Genomic DNA, 15,884 nt, shown 5'->3' with positions numbered 1-15,884 from the left:
GGGGCGCTACTGCGGCTGGGTGCGGGCCCAGCCCTGCGGCTTGATCTCCAGGTGCGCGGCCTGCACCACCTGGGCCACCGGCGGCAGCGTCGGCGGGATGACCGGCGGGAGAGTCGGGAGCGTCGGCGGCCGGACCGGCTGGGCGATCGGCTTGGCGATCGGCTTGGCGCTCTGGACCGGCTGGAAGCCGGCGTGCAGCTGGGGCGGCACGCCCAGCCGCTCCACCGGCGGGGCGCCGATGCGGTGCACCCGCAGCCAGGCGGTGGCCTGCTCGGCCGGCAGCGCGGCCGACACCAGCCAGCCCTGGACGGCGTCCACGCCCATGCAGTGCAGCCGCTCCCAGGTCTCGTCGTCCTCGACGCCCTCGGCGACCACGGTCAGGCCCAGCGAGTGGGCGAGCTCCACCGAGCAGCGGACCACCGCCGCGTCGTGGTCGTCGGCGACCATCCGGGAGACGAAGGAGCGGTCGATCTTCAGCTCGCCGACCGGCAGGCTGCGCAGCCGCACCAGCGAGGAGTGCCCGGTGCCGAAGTCGTCCAGCGACATCCCGACGCCGTAGCCGCGCAGCTCGGCCAGGGTGTCGGCGGCCCGCCGGGAGTCGTCCAGCAGCAGCCGCTCGGTGATCTCCAGCTGGAGCGCATGGGCCGGCACCTGGTGGCGCACCAGGTGGCCGGCCACCCGCTGGGCGAAGCCGGGGTTGAGCACGTCGCGCGGCGAGACGTTCACCGCGACCTGCACCTGGAGGCCCTGCTCGCGCCAGTACGCGAGCTGGCCGACGGCCGCCTCCAGCACGTAGTCGGTGAGCCGGGGCATCAGGCCGCTGGACTCGGCGAGCCCGACGAACTCGTCCGGCGAGACCTTCCCCTGGCCGGGCCGCTCCCAGCGCAGCAGCGCCTCCAGGCCGACCACCCGGCCGTCGAAGGCCACCTTCGGCTGGTAGTGCAGCTGCACCTCGCCGGTCTCCAGTGCCCGGCGCAGGTCCCCCAGCAGCCCGATCCGGTACGGGGTGTCGGCGTCCTGGGCCTCGTCGTACTGGGCGACCCCGCTGCATCCGCGCTGGGCGTGGCCCATCGCGACGTCGGCGCGGCGCAGCAGCGACTCGGCGTCCTGGGCGTGCTGCGGGTAGACGCAGACGCCGCCGCTGGCCTCCAGGACGAGCAACAGCCCGTCCAGCCGGATCGGGGCGGCCAGTTCGGCGATCAGCGCCTTGGCGACCCGCTCCAGGCTGTCCGGGCAGTTGATGCCGGGCAGCAGGACGGCGAACTCGTCGCCGCCCATCCTGGCCACCATCGGGCGGCCGCGGCGGTAGTGCCGGGGAAGCCCGGCGAAGACGTCGTCGATGGACTCCCGGGTGGCGCTGCCGGCCGGGCCTCCGGAGCGCAGTGCCCGGTGCAGCCGGCGGGCGATGTGAACCAGTAAGCGGTCACCGGCCGTATGACCAAGCGTGTCGTTGAGTGACCGGAAGCGATCGAGATCGAGCAGGATGAGACCGACGCTGTACCCCTGCGCACACTCCGCGATCGCCTCCTGGGCGGCCAGCAGCAGGGCCTGACGGTTGGGCAGGTCCGTCAGCGGGTCGGTGAGTTGGTCACGGGCGCGGTCCCGGGCGATCCGCCAGGCCGCCACCAGCACCGCCAGGGGCACGGCGAACAGCGGCAGCAACTCGGGTTCGTACCGGTAGACCAGGACGGCCAGCGGGATGAGCGGCGCGGCTCCGGCCAGCAGCACGCCGAGCAGCAGGACCGCACCTGCCACCCCCTGCGGCGGGCGTGTGGGCGCACCGCCGGTCGTACGATCCATAAGCCCTGTCCTCCGTCGGGCCCGCCCCGTCAGGCCGCCTTACGGTGAGGCACCGTGCCGGTACCGACAGCTGTCGGGCATGGAGCGACCCCGAGGAGCACCGGCCCAGCCGGTGCCCCCACCCCTGCTGACACTCTGTTGCGCTCCAGGGTAAGCCGGGGTCCACCCGGTGGGCAGACTTTCGGACAACCGGAAACGCGCCACCGCGCCCGGGTGTCGCACAGTGACACAATGCCCGCTTTCACCGCCCGACACCCGGTGACGCCGCATCAGGACGATAACAACACCGATCCGGTCACCGGCCGCTCGGGTCGGGTCCGGGCCAGTCCTCGACGGGCTCCTTCTTCGGCTCCCCGGCCTCCTCCGGCTCCGGAAGTCCCAGGTGGGCACGGGCGGCGGACGGCCCGTCGGCGAGCAGGACGGCGAACCCGGCGTCGTCCAGGACCGGCAGGCCGAGCTGAACAGCCTTGTCGTATTTGGACCCAGGGTTGTCCCCTGCGACCACAAAATCGGTCTTTTTCGAAACCGAGCCGGTCACCTTCGCTCCGCGGGAGGTCAGCGCCTCCTTGGCGCCGTCCCGGGTGTGGCCGGCCAGGGTGCCGGTCACCACGACGGTCAGGCCCTCCAGCGGGCGCTCCGCCCCGTCCTCGTCCGCGAACTCCTCGGTGAAGCGGACGCCGTCGGCCTTCCAGTTCTCCAGGATCTTCCGGTGCCACTCCTCCGCGTGCCACTCCCGGATCGAGCGGGCGATGGTCGGGCCGACCCCCTCGACGGCCGCCAGCTGTTCCTCGCTCGCCTCGAAGATCTTCTCCAGGTCGCGGAACTCCCTGGCCAGCGCCTGGGCGGCGACCGGGCCGACGTGCCGGATGGACAGGCCGTTGACGAACCTCCAGAGCGGCCGCTCCTTCGCCGCCTCCAGGTTGTCGATCAGGACCTGGAGCGACTTCTTCGGCTCGCCCTTGGTGGTGGCGAAGAAGAAGACCTCCTTCTCCTTGCCCGTCCGGTCGTCCGGCTTCGGCATGCCGGTCTTCGGGTCCCGGACCAGCACCTTGATCGGCAGCAGCTTCTCCGGCGTCAGCCGGAAGATGTCGGCCTCGTTCCGCACCGGCGCCTCGGCCGGCTCCAGCGGCTGGGTCAGCGCGGTGGCCGCGACGTAGCCGAGCCCCTCGACGTCCAGGCAGGAGCGCCCGCCCAGGAAGGCGATCCGCTCCCGGATCTGGGCCGGGCAGAACTGCGCGTTGGGGCAGCGCAGGTCGATGTCCCCCTCGGACATCGGCCGCAGCTCGCTGTCGCACTCCGGGCAGTGCGAGGGCATCACGAAGGCCTGCTCGGTGCCGTCCCGCAGGTCGTAGACCGGGCCGAGGATCTCCGGGATGACGTCGCCGGCCTTGCGCAGCACGACGGTGTCGCCGAGCAGCACGTCCTTGGCCTTGACGACCTCCTGGTTGTGCAGCGTCGCGTACTGCACCATCGAGCCGGCCACCTTCACCGGCTCGGCCAGCACCGCGTACGGGGTGGCCCGGCCGGTGCGGCCGATGCCGACCTTGATCTCGGCCAGCTTGCCGGTGACCTCCTCCGGCGGGTACTTCCAGGCGATCGCCCAGCGCGGCGACTTGGAGGTGGTACCGAGCCGGCCCTGGAGGGCGATCTCGTCCACCTTGACGACCACGCCGTCGATCTCGTGCTCGACCGAGTGCCGCTGCTCGCCGAAGTGCTTGATGAAGTCCCGCACCTCGGCGAGCGTCCCCACCACCTTGTTGTGCCGGGCGGTGGGCAGGCCCCAGTCGTGCAGCAGCTGGTAGGCGTGCGACTGGTTGTCGATGTCGAGGCCGACCCGGGCGCCGATGCCGTGCACCACCATGTGCAGCGGACGGGAGGCGGTGATGTGCGGGTCCTTCTGGCGCAGCGACCCGGCGGCGGCGTTGCGGGGGTTCATGAACAGCCGGATCATCGCCCGGGGCCGCTTGCCCTCCTTGGCGCGCTCCTCGTTCTCCTGCCGGCGGCGCTCGTTCTCCTCCGCGAAGGAGGCGTTGAGGGCGTCGAAGGCCTCGGTCGGGAAGTAGACCTCACCGCGGATCTCGACCAGCTCCGGGACGTCGTCGCCCTTGAGCCGGTGCGGGATCTCCTTGATGGTGCGGACGTTGGCGGTGATGTCCTCGCCGACCCGGCCGTCGCCGCGCGTCGCCGCCTGTACCAACTGGCCGTTCTCGTAGGTGAGGTTGACGGCCAGACCGTCCACCTTGAGCTCGCACAGGTAGTGGTAGTCGATGCCGTGCAGCTCGGTGGCGACCCGCTCGGCCCAGGCGGCCAGCTCCTCGTCGTCCATCGCGTTGTCCAGGCTGAGCAGCCGCTCGCGGTGCTCGACCTCGGCGAACAGCGCGGTGGGCGCGCCGCCGACCCGCTGCGTCGGCGAGTCCGGGGTGACCAGGGCCGGGTGCTCGGCCTCGATCCCCTCCAGCTCCCGCATCAGCGCGTCGAACTCGGCGTCGCTGATGGTCGGCGCGTCCTGCTCGTAGTACCGGGCGCGGTGGTCGGTGATCTCCTGCGCCAGCTCGGCGTGCCGCCTGCGCACCTCCGCCGGGACGTCCTCCCAGCCCTCGACAGCCGTCACCGCAAGCCCTCCTGCATTCTCATTCCGGGTTGTCCACCAGGCTCTGCGCCGCCCGCGCCGCAAGCGACAGCGCCGTACGCGCGTACGCCGGGGAGGCCCCGGCCAGCCCGCAGGTCGGCGTCACCAGCACGCGGCGGCCCAGCAGCTCCGGGGCGAACCCGAGCCTGCGCCACAAGGTCCTGACACCCTGGACACTACCGGCAGGGTCGGACACCGCCTGGTCAGTGGAGGGGACGACACCGGCGAGGATCGTCGTGCCGCCCTCCACCGCCTCGCCCAGGTCGTCGTCCTGGCGCTCGGTGAGGAGCGAGAAGTCGAGGGAGATCCCGGCCACCCCGGCGCGGCGCAGCAGCGGGACGGGGACGTCCGGCGCGCAGCTGTGCACGACGACGGGCGCGTCCAGGCTCCGGACCACCTCGCGCAGCACCTCCTCGGCGACCTGCCGGTCGACGGAGCGCAGCCGCTGGAAGCCGCTGGCGGTCTTCACCGACCCGGCCAGCACGGCGGGCAGCGAGGGCTCGTCCAGTTGCAGCACGACCTCGGCGCCGGGCACCCGCTTGCGGACGTCCGCGAGGTGGCGGCGCAGGCCCTCGGTGAGCGAGCCGGCGATGTCGCGGCAGGCGCCGGGGTCGGAGAGCGCCTTCTCGCCGTGCTTGAGCTCGATGCTCGCCGCCAGCGTCCACGGGCCGACGGCCTGGACCTTGAGCGCGCCCTGGTGGCCCTGGGTGAACTCCTCCAGCGCGTCCAGGTCCTCGCCGAGCCAGGAGTGGGCCCGCCGGGTGTCGCGGCCGGGGCGGTCGGTGAACCGCCAGCCGCTCGGCTCGGTCTGCGCGAACAGCTCGACCAGCAGGCCGGCGCCGCGCCCGATCATGTCGGCGCCGGGGCCACGGGCGGGCAGCTCGGGCAGGAACGGCAGGTGCTCCAGGGCGCCGGTGGAGGTCTTGGCGGCCTCCCGGGCGTCGGTGCCGGGCAGCGAGCCGACGCCGGTGGCGGCGCCGCGCAGGTCAGGGAAGGGGTGTCCGGTGCTCACCTGCCCGAGCCTACTCAGCCGGACGGCGCCCGCTCACCCGGACCGTGCGCGGACGTGCGCGGACGGCCCCCGGTGCGTGCGTGGGAAGTCGGCCGGGCCGACTCCCCACGCGGCGCGCTACCGCCCGGGGCGGACGGTGATGTCGGTGATCTCCGCGTCGCGGGAGGCGTCGAGGGCGGCGAGGACCGCCCGGGCGACGGACTCCGGCTCGATCCAGCGGTCGGCGTCGTACTCCCTGCCCTCCTGCTGGTGCACCTTGACCTGCATCGCGGTGGCGGTGCGGCCGGGGTAGACGGAGGTGACCCGGACGCCGTTGGCGTGCTCCTCCTGGCGCAGCGCGTCGGCGAGCGCCTTCAGCCCGTGCTTGCTGGCCGCGTACGCCGACCACTCGGCGTGGGCGTTGAGGCCGGCGCCGGAGTTGACGAAGAGCACGTGGCCCTTGACCAGCCGGACGGACGGCAGCAGCAGCCGGGTCAGCTCGGCGGGGGCGACGAGGTTGACGTTGAGCGTCTCCTGCCAGGCCTTGGGGGTGAGGTCGCCGACCGTGCCCAGCTCGACCACGCCCGCGACGTGCAGCAGCGAGTCCAGCTCGACGGGCAGCTGCTGGTGGCCGAAGGCCCAGGAGAGCTTGCCCGGGTCGCCGAGGTCCCCGACGAGCGTCCTCGCCCCGGGGAAGCGCTCGCGCAGTTCGGCGGCCCGCCGGGCGTCGCGGGCCAGCAGCCAGAGTTCGTCCCCGCGCTCGGCGAGCTTCGCGGCCAGGACGGCGCCGATGCCGGAGCCGGCGCCGGTGATCAGATGGGTAGCCATGGCCCTGATCCAATCAGGCCTTGAGCTGGGCGAACACCTCGGCGGGCGTGTCCGCGAAAGTGATCAGCTCGGTGAGCGGGCGCGGCAGGAACCCTTCGGCGTCCATCCGCTCCATCTGGGTGCGCAGGCCCGAGTAGAAGCCCTCGGTGTCCAGGACGACCACCGGCTTCTCGAACATCCCGTGCTTCTTGAGCTCCAGCACGTCGGTGACCTCGTCCAGCGTGCCCAGCCCGCCGACCAGCACGACGATGGCGTCGGCCCGCAAGGCCAGCTCCGCCTTCCGCTCCCCGAGGTCGGCCGTCCACACCAGCTCGTCGGCGCCGACGTACGCCTTGTGCCGCAGCATCTCGACCATCACACCGACCAGTCGGCCCCCGGCGGCCTTCACCTCGTCGGCGAGCAGCCCCATCAGCCCGGCGTTCGAGCCGCCCCACACCAGGGTGTGCCCGCCCTCCCCCAGCAGCCGGGCGAACTCCGCGGCGGGGGCGGAGTAACGGTCGTCGAGCGAGTACGCGGAGCAGAAGACGGAGATGTTCATAGTGCCGTCTGGTCTATCACGCCCCACGGGTCGGGCTCACCGGTATTACGGCCTCGGGCCCGGTGGCCGCCGGACCCGTCACGCGGGTGAACGCCCGGCGGTAGGCGCGCGGCGGCACTCCCCGGCGGCGGACGAACCGTTCGCGCAGGACGGCGGCGCTGCCGTAGCCGACCCGGCGGGCGATCTCCTCGACCGGCAGGTCCGTCGTCTCCAGGAGCTCCTCCGCGCCGCTCAGCCGCAGGTCCCGCAGCCAGGCGTGCGGGGTGGTGCCGGTGGCGGCGGCGAAGCGGCGGAGGAAGGAGCGCTTGCTCATCATCGCCCGCCGCGCCAACTCGGCGACCGGCAGCGGCTCGTGGAGGTGCTCGCGGGCCCAGGCCAGCACCTCGGCGAGGCGCTCGTCCTGGCCGTCCCCGGGGACGGGCACGGCCAGGTACTGGGCCTGCCCGCCGTCACGGTGCGACGGCAGCACCATGTCCCGCGCGATGTGGTTGGCCAGGGCGGTGCCGTGCTCCCGCCGGATCAGGTGCAGGCACAGGTCGAAGCCCGCGGCGGCTCCCGCGCCCGTGGTGATCCGTCCCGCGTCGAGGTAGAGCGCGTCGGGCTCGACGACGACCTCCGGGTACGTACTGGCCAGCAGGGCGGCGAACCGCCAGTGCGTGGTGGCCCGGCGGCCGTCGAGCAGCCCGGCGGCGGCGAGCGCGAACGATCCGACGCAGTGGGCCGCCACCCGCGCGCCGCGCTCGTGCGCGGCCGACAGCGCGTCCAGCACGGCGGGCGGAGGCGGCGTACGGAAGCCCGCCCCCGGCAGGGCGAGGACGAGGTCGGCGGAGGCCAGCCGGTCCAGGCCGTGCTCGACCGCGATCGGCACGCCGAGGTCGGTCGGCACGCTCCCCGTCCGGTCCGCGCACAGCGCGAAGTCGAAGCCCGGCGCCGCCTGCCCGTGCGGGCCGAACACCTCGGCGACGATGCCGACGGCCAGCATGCCGACGCCGGGCGGGACGTAGGCGGCGACGGTGGTGAAGGGAGCCATGCGGGGATCGTGGCACATTTCCTGCGGTCAGTGGCATCCGTGCCACTCGTCGGAGTCCGGCCGGCACGACAGGATCGGGGCATGAACGACGCACCGCTCGGCCGCAGCGCCGGCTACCAGGTCCTGACCACCGGCTACGTCGGCTCCACCGGCCCCGGAGTCGCCGCCACCGTCTCCTACATCGCGGACGCCGGACGGCACGTGATCTTCGACCCGGGCATGGTCGCCCACCACGACGACATCCTCGCCCCGCTCGCGGAGTTGGGCCTCGGCCCCGAGGACATCACCGACGTCGTCCTCAGCCACCACCACCCGGACAACACCATGAACGTCGGCCTCTTCGGGCGGGCCCGGGTCCATGACCACAAGGTCGAGTACCAGGGCCACCACTGGACCAACCGCGACGCGGAGGGCTACGAACTCACCCCGTCCCTGCGGCTCATCCGCACCCCGGGCCACAGCAACGAGGACATCACCCTGCTGGCGGGGACCGAGTCGGGCGTCGTCGCCTTCGCCGGCGACCTGTGGTGGCACCAGCACGGCCCCGCCGACGACCCGGTCGCCCCCGACCGCGAGGTCCTGCGCGCCTCCCGCCGCCGGGTGCTGGCCGCGGCCGACGTGATCGTCCCCGGCCACGGCGCCCCGTTCGACGCCGACGACAACGCGCCGCTCTAGCGGGTCCGTCGGCGGACGGGCTACGCGGTGACGGCCGGGCGCTCCGTCGTCGCGATGGTGGCCGAGCCGACGACGCGGGTGCCGTCGTAGAGGACCACGGCCTGGCCGGGGGCGATGCCCCGCACGGGGGTGTCCAGTCGCACCCGCAGCTCGCCGTCCACCACCGAGGCCGAGACCGGCACCTCCTCGCCGTGGGCGCGGAGCTGGGCGGTGTAGCGGCCGTCGGCGAGCGGCTCGGTGCCGCACCAGCGGGGGCGGATCGCGGTCAGCCCGGTGACGTCCAGGCCCTCGACCGGGCCGACCGTCACGGTGTTGTTCACCGGGGAGATGTCCAGCACGTAGCGGGGCTTGCCGTCGGCCGCCGGGCGGCCGATCCGCAGGCCCTTGCGCTGGCCGATGGTGAAGCCGTACGCGCCGTCGTGCTCGCCGAGCTTGGTGCCGTCGACGTCGAGGATGTCACCGGTCGCGGTGCCGAGGTGCTTGGCCAGGAAGCCCTGGGTGTCACCGTCGGCGATGAAGCAGATGTCATGGCTGTCGGGCTTCTTGGCGACGGCCAGGCCGCGGCGCTCGGCCTCCTCGCGGATGGCGTCCTTGGTGGTGTCGCCGAGCGGGAAGAGCGAGTGGGCGAGCTGGTCGGCGTCGAGCACCCCGAGGACGTAGGACTGGTCCTTGGCCGCGTCGACGGCCCGGTGCAGCTCGCGCGAGCCGTCCGGCAGGTCGACGATCCGGGCGTAGTGGCCGGTGCAGACGGCGTCGAAGCCCAGCGCGACGGCCTTGTCCAGCAGCGCGGCGAACTTGATCTTCTCGTTGCAGCGCAGGCACGGGTTGGGCGTGCGCCCGGCCGCGTACTCGGCGACGAAGTCGTCGATCACGTCCTCGCGGAAGCGCTCGGCGAGGTCCCAGACGTAGAACGGGATGCCGATCACGTCGGCCGCGCGCCACGCGTCCCGGGAGTCCTCGATGGTGCAGCAGCCGCGCGCGCCGGTCCGGAAGGACTGCGGGTTGGCGGAGAGCGCCAGGTGGACGCCGGTCACCTCGTGCCCCGCTTCGACGGCGCGGGCGGCGGCGACGGCGGAATCGACTCCGCCGGACATCGCCGCGAGCACGCGCAGACGGCCGGTGGACGGAGTGGTCGGGGCACCCGGGAAGTCAGTCATGGTGAGTACAAGCCTACGGGGCCGCCGGACATGCCCTACCGCGCGCGGGGATCTACCGCCCACCGCGCGCGGGGACCTACCGCCGTACGGAGGCCAGCCCCGCGTTGCGCGCCCGCTGCACCACCGGCCCGATGGCCTCGCCCAGCGCCGCCACGTCCCCCCGCACCGAGGTGTGCCCGAGCGAGAACCGCAGCGACGCGCGCGCCAGCAGCGGGTCGACACCCATCGCCAGCAGCACGTGGCTGGGCTGCGGCACCCCGGCGGAGCAGGCGGAGCCCGTCGAGCACTCGATGCCGGCCGCGTCCAGCAGCATCAGCAGCGCGTCGCCCTCGCAGCCGGGGAAGGAGAAGTGGGCGTTGGCGGGCAGCCGGCCCCCGGGCGACGGGTCGCCGTTGAGGACCGCGTCCGGGACGGCGGCCAGCACGGAGGCCACCAGCTCGTCCCGCAGCGCGCCCAGGGCGGCCGCGTGCCCGGCCCGCCGCTCCACGGCGAGCGCCGCGGCGGCCGCGAAGCCGGCCGAGCCGGGGGCGTCCAGGGTTCCGGATCGCACGTCGCGCTCCTGCCCGCCGCCGTGCAGCAGCGGTACGGGCGTGGCACCCCGGGAGAGCAGCAGCGCGCCGATGCCGAACGGGCCGCCGATCTTGTGCCCGGTGACGGTGAGCGCGGTGAGCCCCGACTCGGCGAAGGAGACCGGGACCTGACCGAGCGCCTGCACCGCGTCGGCGTGCACCGGGATGCCGTACTCGGCCGCCACCGCGGTCAGTTCGCGCACCGGCTGGACGGTGCCGACCTCGTTGTTGGCCCACATCACGGTGATCAGCGCGACCGCGGAAGGGTCCCGTTCGATCGCCTCGCGCAGCGCTTCGGGGTGCACCCGGCCGTAGCCGTCCACCGGCAGGTAGTCGACCCGGGCGCCCTCGTGCTCGGAGAGCCAGTGCACCGCGTCCAGCACCGCGTGGTGCTCGACCGGGCTGCACAGCACCCGGGTGCGGGCCGGGTCGGCGTCCCGGCGGGCCCAGTACAGGCCCTTGACCGCCAGGTTGTCGGACTCGGTGCCGCCGCCGGTGAGCACGATCTCGCTGGGGCGGGCGTCCAGCGACTCGGCCAGCGACTCCCGGGACTCCTCGACCACCCGGCGGGCCCGGCGGCCGGCCGCGTGCAGGGCCGAGGCGTTGCCGACCACCCCCAGGTGCGCCGTCATCGCGGCGATCGCCTCGGGCAGCATCGGCGTGGTCGCCGCATGGTCCAGGTATGGCATAACCCCCCGATTGTAGAGCGCGGAGCCGCCCGGCCCTCCAGGTCTGTGCCCCGATCCGGCCACCGGCCGCGGGACCGTCGGCGCACCGCCGCCGGACGGCCGCGTCCGGCACCGGTTTGCACCACTGCGCCACCCAGCGGTTAGCCTGACGCCACCAGTCAGCCGGATCCACGGGAAAACGCCATGTCGCAGTCGGTCGACCGCGCGCTGACCCTGCTCGACGCACTCGGCGACGCGCCGCTCTCGCTGGAGCAGGCCGCCAGCAGCCTCGGGGTGCACAAGTCCACCGCCCTGCGGCTGCTGCGCACCCTGGAGGAGCACGGCTTCGCCCGCCGCCAGCCGGACCTGCGCTACCGGATCGGCGGCCGGGTGCTCTCGCTGGCCCACCGCGCGCTGGAGGACTTCGACGTCCGGCAGGTCGCCGCGCCGTACCTGGCCGCGCTCAACGCCCGCTGCGGCTACACCGTCCGGCTCGCCGTGCTGCACGACGGCGAGGTGCTCTACCTGGACGAGGTGGCCGGGCTGCCGGGCACGGAGCCGTCCCGGATCGGGCGCCGGGCGCCGGTGGACGGCACGGCGGTCGGCCGGGTGCTGCTCGCCGGGCTGTCCGCGGACGGCGCCCGCGAGGAGGACCTGCCGAACGAGCTGGCGGCGGTGCGCCGCCGGGGCTGGGCGGCCGAGTCCCACGAGCACCGGGAGCCGGTGACCTGCGTGGCCGCGCCGGTCGCGGGCAGCGGCGGACGGACGGTCGCGGCCTGCGCGCTGAGCGCCCCGGCGAGCGAGGTGCCGCCGGCCGAACTGGCCCGAATGGTGCCGGAACTGCTCTGCACCGCCGAGGCGATCTCGCTCGCGTACGGTGGCTCGCCTACTCCTCGCTGGTGCGAGAACCGTTGCGGTGCCAGGCCCGCGGGGCCCGCCAGCCGTACTTCAGGGCGAGCATCCGCAGCCCGAAGGCGGTGAGCGCGGCGGCGGTGCCGGTCACGCCGGTGAGGCGGTCCGCGCCGATCAGCAGCGCGACCACGGTGGCGCCGACCAGGGCCGGGACGGCGTAGATCTCCCGGTCCCAGCGCAGCAGCGAGGGGATCTCCCCGGCCAGCACGTCGCGGATCACACCGCCGCCGGCCGCGGTGACCATGCCGAGCGCGATCGCCGCGACCGCGCCGAGTCCGAAGTCGTGCGCCTTGGCGGTGCCGGTCACGCAGAACAGCCCGAGCCCGAGCGCGTCCAGGGTCTGCACCGCCCGGTTGATCCGTTCGACCTCCGGGTGCAGGAAGAACACCACCAACGCGGCGGCCAGCGGGGTCACGAAGTAGCCGAGGTTGGTGAAAGCGGCGACCGGGGTGGCGCCGATCACCAGGTCGCGCATCACCCCGCCGCCCAGCGCGGTGGCTTCCGCCAGCACGCAGATACCGAAGATGTCCATGTTCTTGCGGACGGCGAGCAGGCCCCCGGAGAGGGCGAAGACGAAGATGCCGACGAGGTCCAGCGACTGCTGCACGTCGGTCGGGAAGAGCTGGGATGTCACCGTCCATGTGTACCCGATGCGCACGGGTGCTCCGGACGCGCCGGGTGCGCCGTACCGCCCGCCGGATTCCGCCGGCCTCCGCTCGTGGAGCTCGTGGAGCTCGTGAAGCTCGACAAGATCCCGCATTCACCCGCCCCGGAGCTCGCCACCACCCCGGCAGCGGAACCGGTGCCGAGCGGCGGCGGCTGACCACCCGCACGACGAGGAGGCCGCCACCCCGCGAACGGGGGTGGCGGCCTCCTGCGTACGGACGGAGCCTCAGGCCGAGACGGCCTCCGGGGCGTTCTCGGGGAAGTGGCAAGCCACCTGGTGCCCGGTCTTCAGCGCCGTCAGCGGCGGTTCCTGGCTCGCGCACACGTCCTGCGCCTTCCAGCACCGGGTGCGGAAGCGGCAGCCGCTGGGCGGGTTGATCGGCGAGGGGACGTCGCCCTTGAGCAGGATCCGCTCGCGGCCCGCGCGCTGGCGGCGGCGCGGGTCCGGGACCGGCACGGCGGACATCAGCGCGTTGGTGTACGGGTGCATCGGGCTGCGGTAGAGCGAGTTCCGGTCGGCGATCTCCACGATCTTGCCGAGGTACATCACCGCGACCCGGTCCGAGACGTGCCGGACCACCGAGAGGTCGTGCGCGATGATCAGGTAGGTCAGCCCGAGCTCCTGCTGGAGGTCGTCCAGCAGGTTGACGACCTGCGCCTGGATGGAGACGTCCAGCGCGGAGACCGGCTCGTCCGCGACGATCATCTTCGGCTTGAGCGCGAGCGCCCGGGCGATGCCGATGCGCTGGCGCTGGCCACCGGAGAACTCGTGCGGGTAGCGGTTGTAGTGCTCGGGGCTGAGCCCGCACAGCTCCAGCAGCTCCTGGACGGCCTTCTTGAGCCCGCCGGCCGGCACCGCGTCCTGGAGCTTGAACGGCGCGCCGACGATGGTGCCGACGGTGTGCCGGGGGTTCAGCGAGGAGTACGGGTCCTGGAAGATCATCTGGATGTCGCGGCGCAGCGGCCGCATCGCCCCGACGCCCAGGTGGGTGATGTCGGTGCCCTCGAACTCGATGGTCCCGCCGGTCGGTTCGTCGAGCCGGGTGACCAGTCGGCCCATGGTCGACTTGCCGCAGCCGGACTCGCCCACGACGCCCAGCGTCTCACCGGCGTTGACCGTGAAGTCGATGCCGTCGACGGCCCGCACCGCGCCGGTCTGGCGCAGCAGCAGCCCGCTGCGGATCGGGAAGTGCCGGGTCAGGCCGGCCACCTTCAGCAGCGGCTCGCGCCCGGGGGCGGCGGCCGGCGACGGGGTCGCCGCCGCCTGAGTGTCCGTCATCGGTTCTCTCCAGAAAGGTGGTACGAGGCCGGGCTCACAGCAGGGGCGCGATCTCTTCGGCGAAGATGCGGTGCCGCTCACCGGTCGCCAGGTGGCAGGCCGCGAAGTGTCCGGACGCGGCCTCGGTCAGCACCGGGACCTCGCTCGCGGAGCGCCCGTCGGTCAGGGCGGCGTACGGGCAGCGCGGGTGGAAGGCGCAGCCGGACGGCACGTTGATCAGGCTGGGCGGGGTGCCCTTCACCGGCACCAGCCGGTCCTGGAGTTCCCGGTCCAGTCGCGGCATCGAGCCCAGCAGGCCCCAGGTGTAGGGGTGTTCGGGCGAGTCGAAGAGGGTCTCGGCCGGGCCGCGCTCGACGCACTTGCCGCCGTACATGACCAGGATGTCGTCGGCCAGTTCGGCGACCACCCCGAGGTCGTGGGTGATGATGATGACGGCGGAGCCGAACTCCTCCTGGAGGTCGCGGATGAGGTCCAGGATCTGCGCCTGGACGGTGACGTCCAGGGCGGTGGTGGGCTCGTCGGCGATCAGCAGCGAGGGGTCGTTGACCAGGGCCATGGCGATCATCGCGCGCTGGCGCATGCCGCCGGAGAACTGGTGCGGGTAGTCGTCCACCCGGCGGTCGGGCTGCGGGATGCCGACCCGGTCGAGCATCTCGATCGCGCGGGCCCGGGCCTCCTTCTTGGTGGCCTGCGGGTGGTGCACCCGGTACGCCTCGACGATCTGCTGCCCCACCGTGTAGTAGGGGTGCATCGCGGTCAGCGGGTCCTGGAAGATCATCGCCAGTTCGCGGCCGCGCAGCTGGCGCACCCGGTCCGGGCCGGCCGCGATCAGGTCCTCGCCGTTCAGCCGGATCTCGCCGCTGATCCGGGCCCGCTTGGAGCGGTGCAGGCCCATGATGCCCAGCGAGGTGACGGACTTGCCGGAGCCGGACTCGCCGACGATGCCGAGGGTGCGGCCCTTGTGCAGGTCGAAGCTGACTCCGTCCACCGAGCGGACCAGGCCGTCGTCGGTGTCGAAGTGGATCCGCAGGTCGCGCACGGAGAGGAAGGGCTCGCCGGACTGGGTCCGCGCGGCGTCCGCCGGGTTCTTCTGGAGGTCGGTCACGAGAGCCTCACCCGGGGGTCGACGAGCGCGTACAGGAGGTCGACCACGAGGTTGCAGACGACGATGAAGAAGGCGGCGAGCAGGGTGACGCCGAGGATCTTGGGCAGGTCGTTGTCGGAGATCGCCTGGACGGCGAACTGGCCGACGCCCTGGAGCGAGAAGACCTGCTCGGTGATCAGCGCGCCGCCGAGCAGCAGGCCGAGGTCCATGCCGAAGATCGTGACGATCGGGGTGAGCGCGGCGCGCAGCCCGTGCCGGGCGACGACCTTGCGCTCGACCAGGCCCTTGGCCCGGGCGGTGCGGATGTAGTCCTCGCTCATGGTCTCCAGCATCCCGGCGCGGGTGAGCCGGGCGTAGAGCGCGGAGTAGAGGAAGGCCAGCGAGATCCACGGCAGGATCAGGTTGCGGGCCCACATCAGCGGGTTGTCCGTGAAGTCCACGTACTGCAGGTTGTCCAGGATGGGCCACTCGTAGCTGAACAGCGTGAGCAGCAGCGCGCCGGTGAAGAAGACCGGCAGCGAGACGCCGGCGAGCGCGACGCCCATGGAGAGCCGGTCGAAGATCGAGCGCGGCTTCAGGGCGGAGACGACGCCGGTGGCGACGCCGGAGACCAGCCAGAGCACGGCCGCGCCGGCGGCGAGCGAGATGGTCGTCGGGATCCGCTTGGAGAGCTCGGGCCAGACCTCGAGGTGGTTCTTGAAGGAGTAGCCGAAGCAGGGCACGTGGCAGGTGGCCGGTTCCGGCCCGAAGTTGTACTCGGCGCCGGCGACCAGGCCCTTGAGGAACTTCCAGTACTGGGCGTACAGCGGCTGGTCGAGGCCGAGGTTCTGCTTGACCGCCGCGATCGTCTCGGGGGACGGGCTCTTCCCGATGAACTGGGCGGCCAGTTGGTCGGCCGTCTCGCCGGCGAGACGCGGCAGCAGGAAGAAGATCGCGAAGGTGACCGCGCTGACGACCAGCAGCAGAATCACGGCCGCGAAGGTCCTGCGGATGATGTAGGCAAACACAGTAGGGCGGCTCCGGCGGTCCGCCGCCGT

14 protein-coding genes are annotated in these 15,884 nt (G+C 73.1%); 2 read left to right on the top strand and 12 right to left on the bottom strand.

Features of this window, described 5'->3' with window-relative positions; all coding sequences use genetic code 11:
* Positions 1 to 6: 6 nt before the first annotated feature.
* The 6 genes from ACZ7RU_RS05820 to ACZ7RU_RS05795 all read right to left on the bottom strand — a co-directional run bounded on the left by ACZ7RU_RS05820 (position 7) and on the right by ACZ7RU_RS05795 (position 7,816).
* Positions 7 to 1,800: a putative bifunctional diguanylate cyclase/phosphodiesterase gene (locus tag ACZ7RU_RS05820; protein WP_470339669.1), complete on the bottom strand. Its 1,794-nt coding sequence runs from the start codon at positions 1,798 to 1,800 to the stop codon at positions 7 to 9.
* Between the two features lie 295 nt (positions 1,801 to 2,095).
* Positions 2,096 to 4,411, bottom strand: coding sequence for an NAD-dependent DNA ligase LigA (gene ligA, locus ACZ7RU_RS05815; RefSeq protein ID WP_470339668.1), 2,316 nt, complete (start codon positions 4,409 to 4,411; stop codon positions 2,096 to 2,098).
* Between the two features lie 19 nt (positions 4,412 to 4,430).
* Positions 4,431 to 5,441 carry a methionine synthase gene (locus tag ACZ7RU_RS05810; protein WP_470339667.1) on the bottom strand — a complete coding sequence of 337 codons (1,011 nt, stop codon included), beginning with the start codon at positions 5,439 to 5,441 and terminating at the stop codon, positions 4,431 to 4,433.
* A gap of 117 nt (positions 5,442 to 5,558) precedes the next feature.
* Positions 5,559 to 6,248, bottom strand: coding sequence for an SDR family oxidoreductase (locus ACZ7RU_RS05805; RefSeq protein WP_470339666.1), 690 nt, complete (start codon positions 6,246 to 6,248; stop codon positions 5,559 to 5,561).
* 13 nt (positions 6,249 to 6,261) lie between these two features.
* Positions 6,262 to 6,786, bottom strand: coding sequence for an LOG family protein (locus ACZ7RU_RS05800; RefSeq protein ID WP_470339665.1), 525 nt, complete (start codon positions 6,784 to 6,786; stop codon positions 6,262 to 6,264).
* A gap of 16 nt (positions 6,787 to 6,802) precedes the next feature.
* Positions 6,803 to 7,816 (bottom strand): GlxA family transcriptional regulator, encoded by a 1,014-nt coding sequence (locus tag ACZ7RU_RS05795; protein WP_470339664.1) that lies wholly within the window; start codon positions 7,814 to 7,816, stop codon positions 6,803 to 6,805.
* 81 nt (positions 7,817 to 7,897) lie between these two features.
* On the opposite strand from ACZ7RU_RS05795, the gene ACZ7RU_RS05790 reads away from it, so the two are divergent.
* Positions 7,898 to 8,491, top strand: coding sequence for an MBL fold metallo-hydrolase (locus ACZ7RU_RS05790; RefSeq protein WP_470339663.1), 594 nt, complete (start codon positions 7,898 to 7,900; stop codon positions 8,489 to 8,491).
* Between the two features lie 20 nt (positions 8,492 to 8,511).
* Here the strand turns inward: ACZ7RU_RS05790 and mnmA are convergent, their stop codons facing one another.
* Both mnmA and ACZ7RU_RS05780 read right to left on the bottom strand, forming a co-directional pair.
* A complete protein-coding gene (mnmA, locus tag ACZ7RU_RS05785) occupies positions 8,512 to 9,648 on the bottom strand; it encodes a tRNA 2-thiouridine(34) synthase MnmA (RefSeq protein ID WP_470339662.1) in 1,137 nt (378 codons plus the stop codon).
* A gap of 76 nt (positions 9,649 to 9,724) precedes the next feature.
* Entirely contained in the window at positions 9,725 to 10,906 is a 1,182-nt protein-coding gene (locus tag ACZ7RU_RS05780) for a cysteine desulfurase family protein (protein ID WP_470339661.1), read from the bottom strand.
* Positions 10,907 to 11,089: 183 nt separating this feature from the next.
* On the opposite strand from ACZ7RU_RS05780, the gene ACZ7RU_RS05775 reads away from it, so the two are divergent.
* Positions 11,090 to 11,866, top strand: a complete 777-nt coding sequence (locus ACZ7RU_RS05775) for an IclR family transcriptional regulator (RefSeq protein ID WP_470339660.1) — start codon at positions 11,090 to 11,092, stop codon at positions 11,864 to 11,866.
* Here the strand turns inward: ACZ7RU_RS05775 and ACZ7RU_RS05770 are convergent.
* From ACZ7RU_RS05770 to ACZ7RU_RS05755, 4 genes are all read right to left on the bottom strand, one after another.
* Positions 11,772 to 12,431: a trimeric intracellular cation channel family protein gene (locus tag ACZ7RU_RS05770; protein WP_387750506.1), complete on the bottom strand. Its 660-nt coding sequence runs from the start codon at positions 12,429 to 12,431 to the stop codon at positions 11,772 to 11,774. The two genes, ACZ7RU_RS05775 and ACZ7RU_RS05770, sit on opposite strands and share 95 nt — an antisense overlap.
* A gap of 258 nt (positions 12,432 to 12,689) precedes the next feature.
* Positions 12,690 to 13,742 (bottom strand): ABC transporter ATP-binding protein, encoded by a 1,053-nt coding sequence (locus ACZ7RU_RS05765; RefSeq protein WP_470339659.1) that lies wholly within the window; start codon positions 13,740 to 13,742, stop codon positions 12,690 to 12,692.
* Between the two features lie 34 nt (positions 13,743 to 13,776).
* Positions 13,777 to 14,847, bottom strand: coding sequence for an ABC transporter ATP-binding protein (locus ACZ7RU_RS05760; RefSeq protein ID WP_470339658.1), 1,071 nt, complete (start codon positions 14,845 to 14,847; stop codon positions 13,777 to 13,779).
* Complete coding sequence (locus tag ACZ7RU_RS05755; protein WP_470339657.1) at positions 14,844 to 15,854, bottom strand: ABC transporter permease; 1,011 nt, start codon at positions 15,852 to 15,854, stop codon at positions 14,844 to 14,846. The genes ACZ7RU_RS05760 and ACZ7RU_RS05755 overlap by 4 nt, the downstream gene beginning before the upstream one ends.
* Positions 15,855 to 15,884: the final 30 nt, after the last annotated feature.

The sequence above is a fragment of the Kitasatospora sp. NPDC114501 genome, assembly GCF_055633695.1.
The sequence above is the reverse complement of the archived record's forward strand: the minus strand, read 5'-3'. Positions and strand labels throughout refer to the sequence as shown.

Excerpts from the sequence above, each read along its gene's own strand:
- ACZ7RU_RS05820 (WP_470339669.1), bottom strand. The coding sequence starts at position 1,800 with ATGGATCGTACGACCGGCGGTGCGCCCACACGCCCGCCGCAGGGGGTG.
- ACZ7RU_RS05805 (WP_470339666.1), bottom strand. The coding sequence starts at position 6,248 with ATGGCTACCCATCTGATCACCGGCGCCGGCTCCGGCATCGGCGCCGTC.
- ACZ7RU_RS05800 (WP_470339665.1), bottom strand. The coding sequence starts at position 6,786 with ATGAACATCTCCGTCTTCTGCTCCGCGTACTCGCTCGACGACCGTTAC.
- ACZ7RU_RS05795 (WP_470339664.1), bottom strand. The coding sequence starts at position 7,816 with ATGGCTCCCTTCACCACCGTCGCCGCCTACGTCCCGCCCGGCGTCGGC.
- ACZ7RU_RS05790 (WP_470339663.1), top strand. The coding sequence starts at position 7,898 with ATGAACGACGCACCGCTCGGCCGCAGCGCCGGCTACCAGGTCCTGACC.
- mnmA (WP_470339662.1), bottom strand. The coding sequence starts at position 9,648 with ATGACTGACTTCCCGGGTGCCCCGACCACTCCGTCCACCGGCCGTCTG.
- ACZ7RU_RS05780 (WP_470339661.1), bottom strand. The coding sequence starts at position 10,906 with ATGCCATACCTGGACCATGCGGCGACCACGCCGATGCTGCCCGAGGCG.
- ACZ7RU_RS05775 (WP_470339660.1), top strand. The coding sequence starts at position 11,090 with ATGTCGCAGTCGGTCGACCGCGCGCTGACCCTGCTCGACGCACTCGGC.
- ACZ7RU_RS05765 (WP_470339659.1), bottom strand. The coding sequence starts at position 13,742 with ATGACGGACACTCAGGCGGCGGCGACCCCGTCGCCGGCCGCCGCCCCC.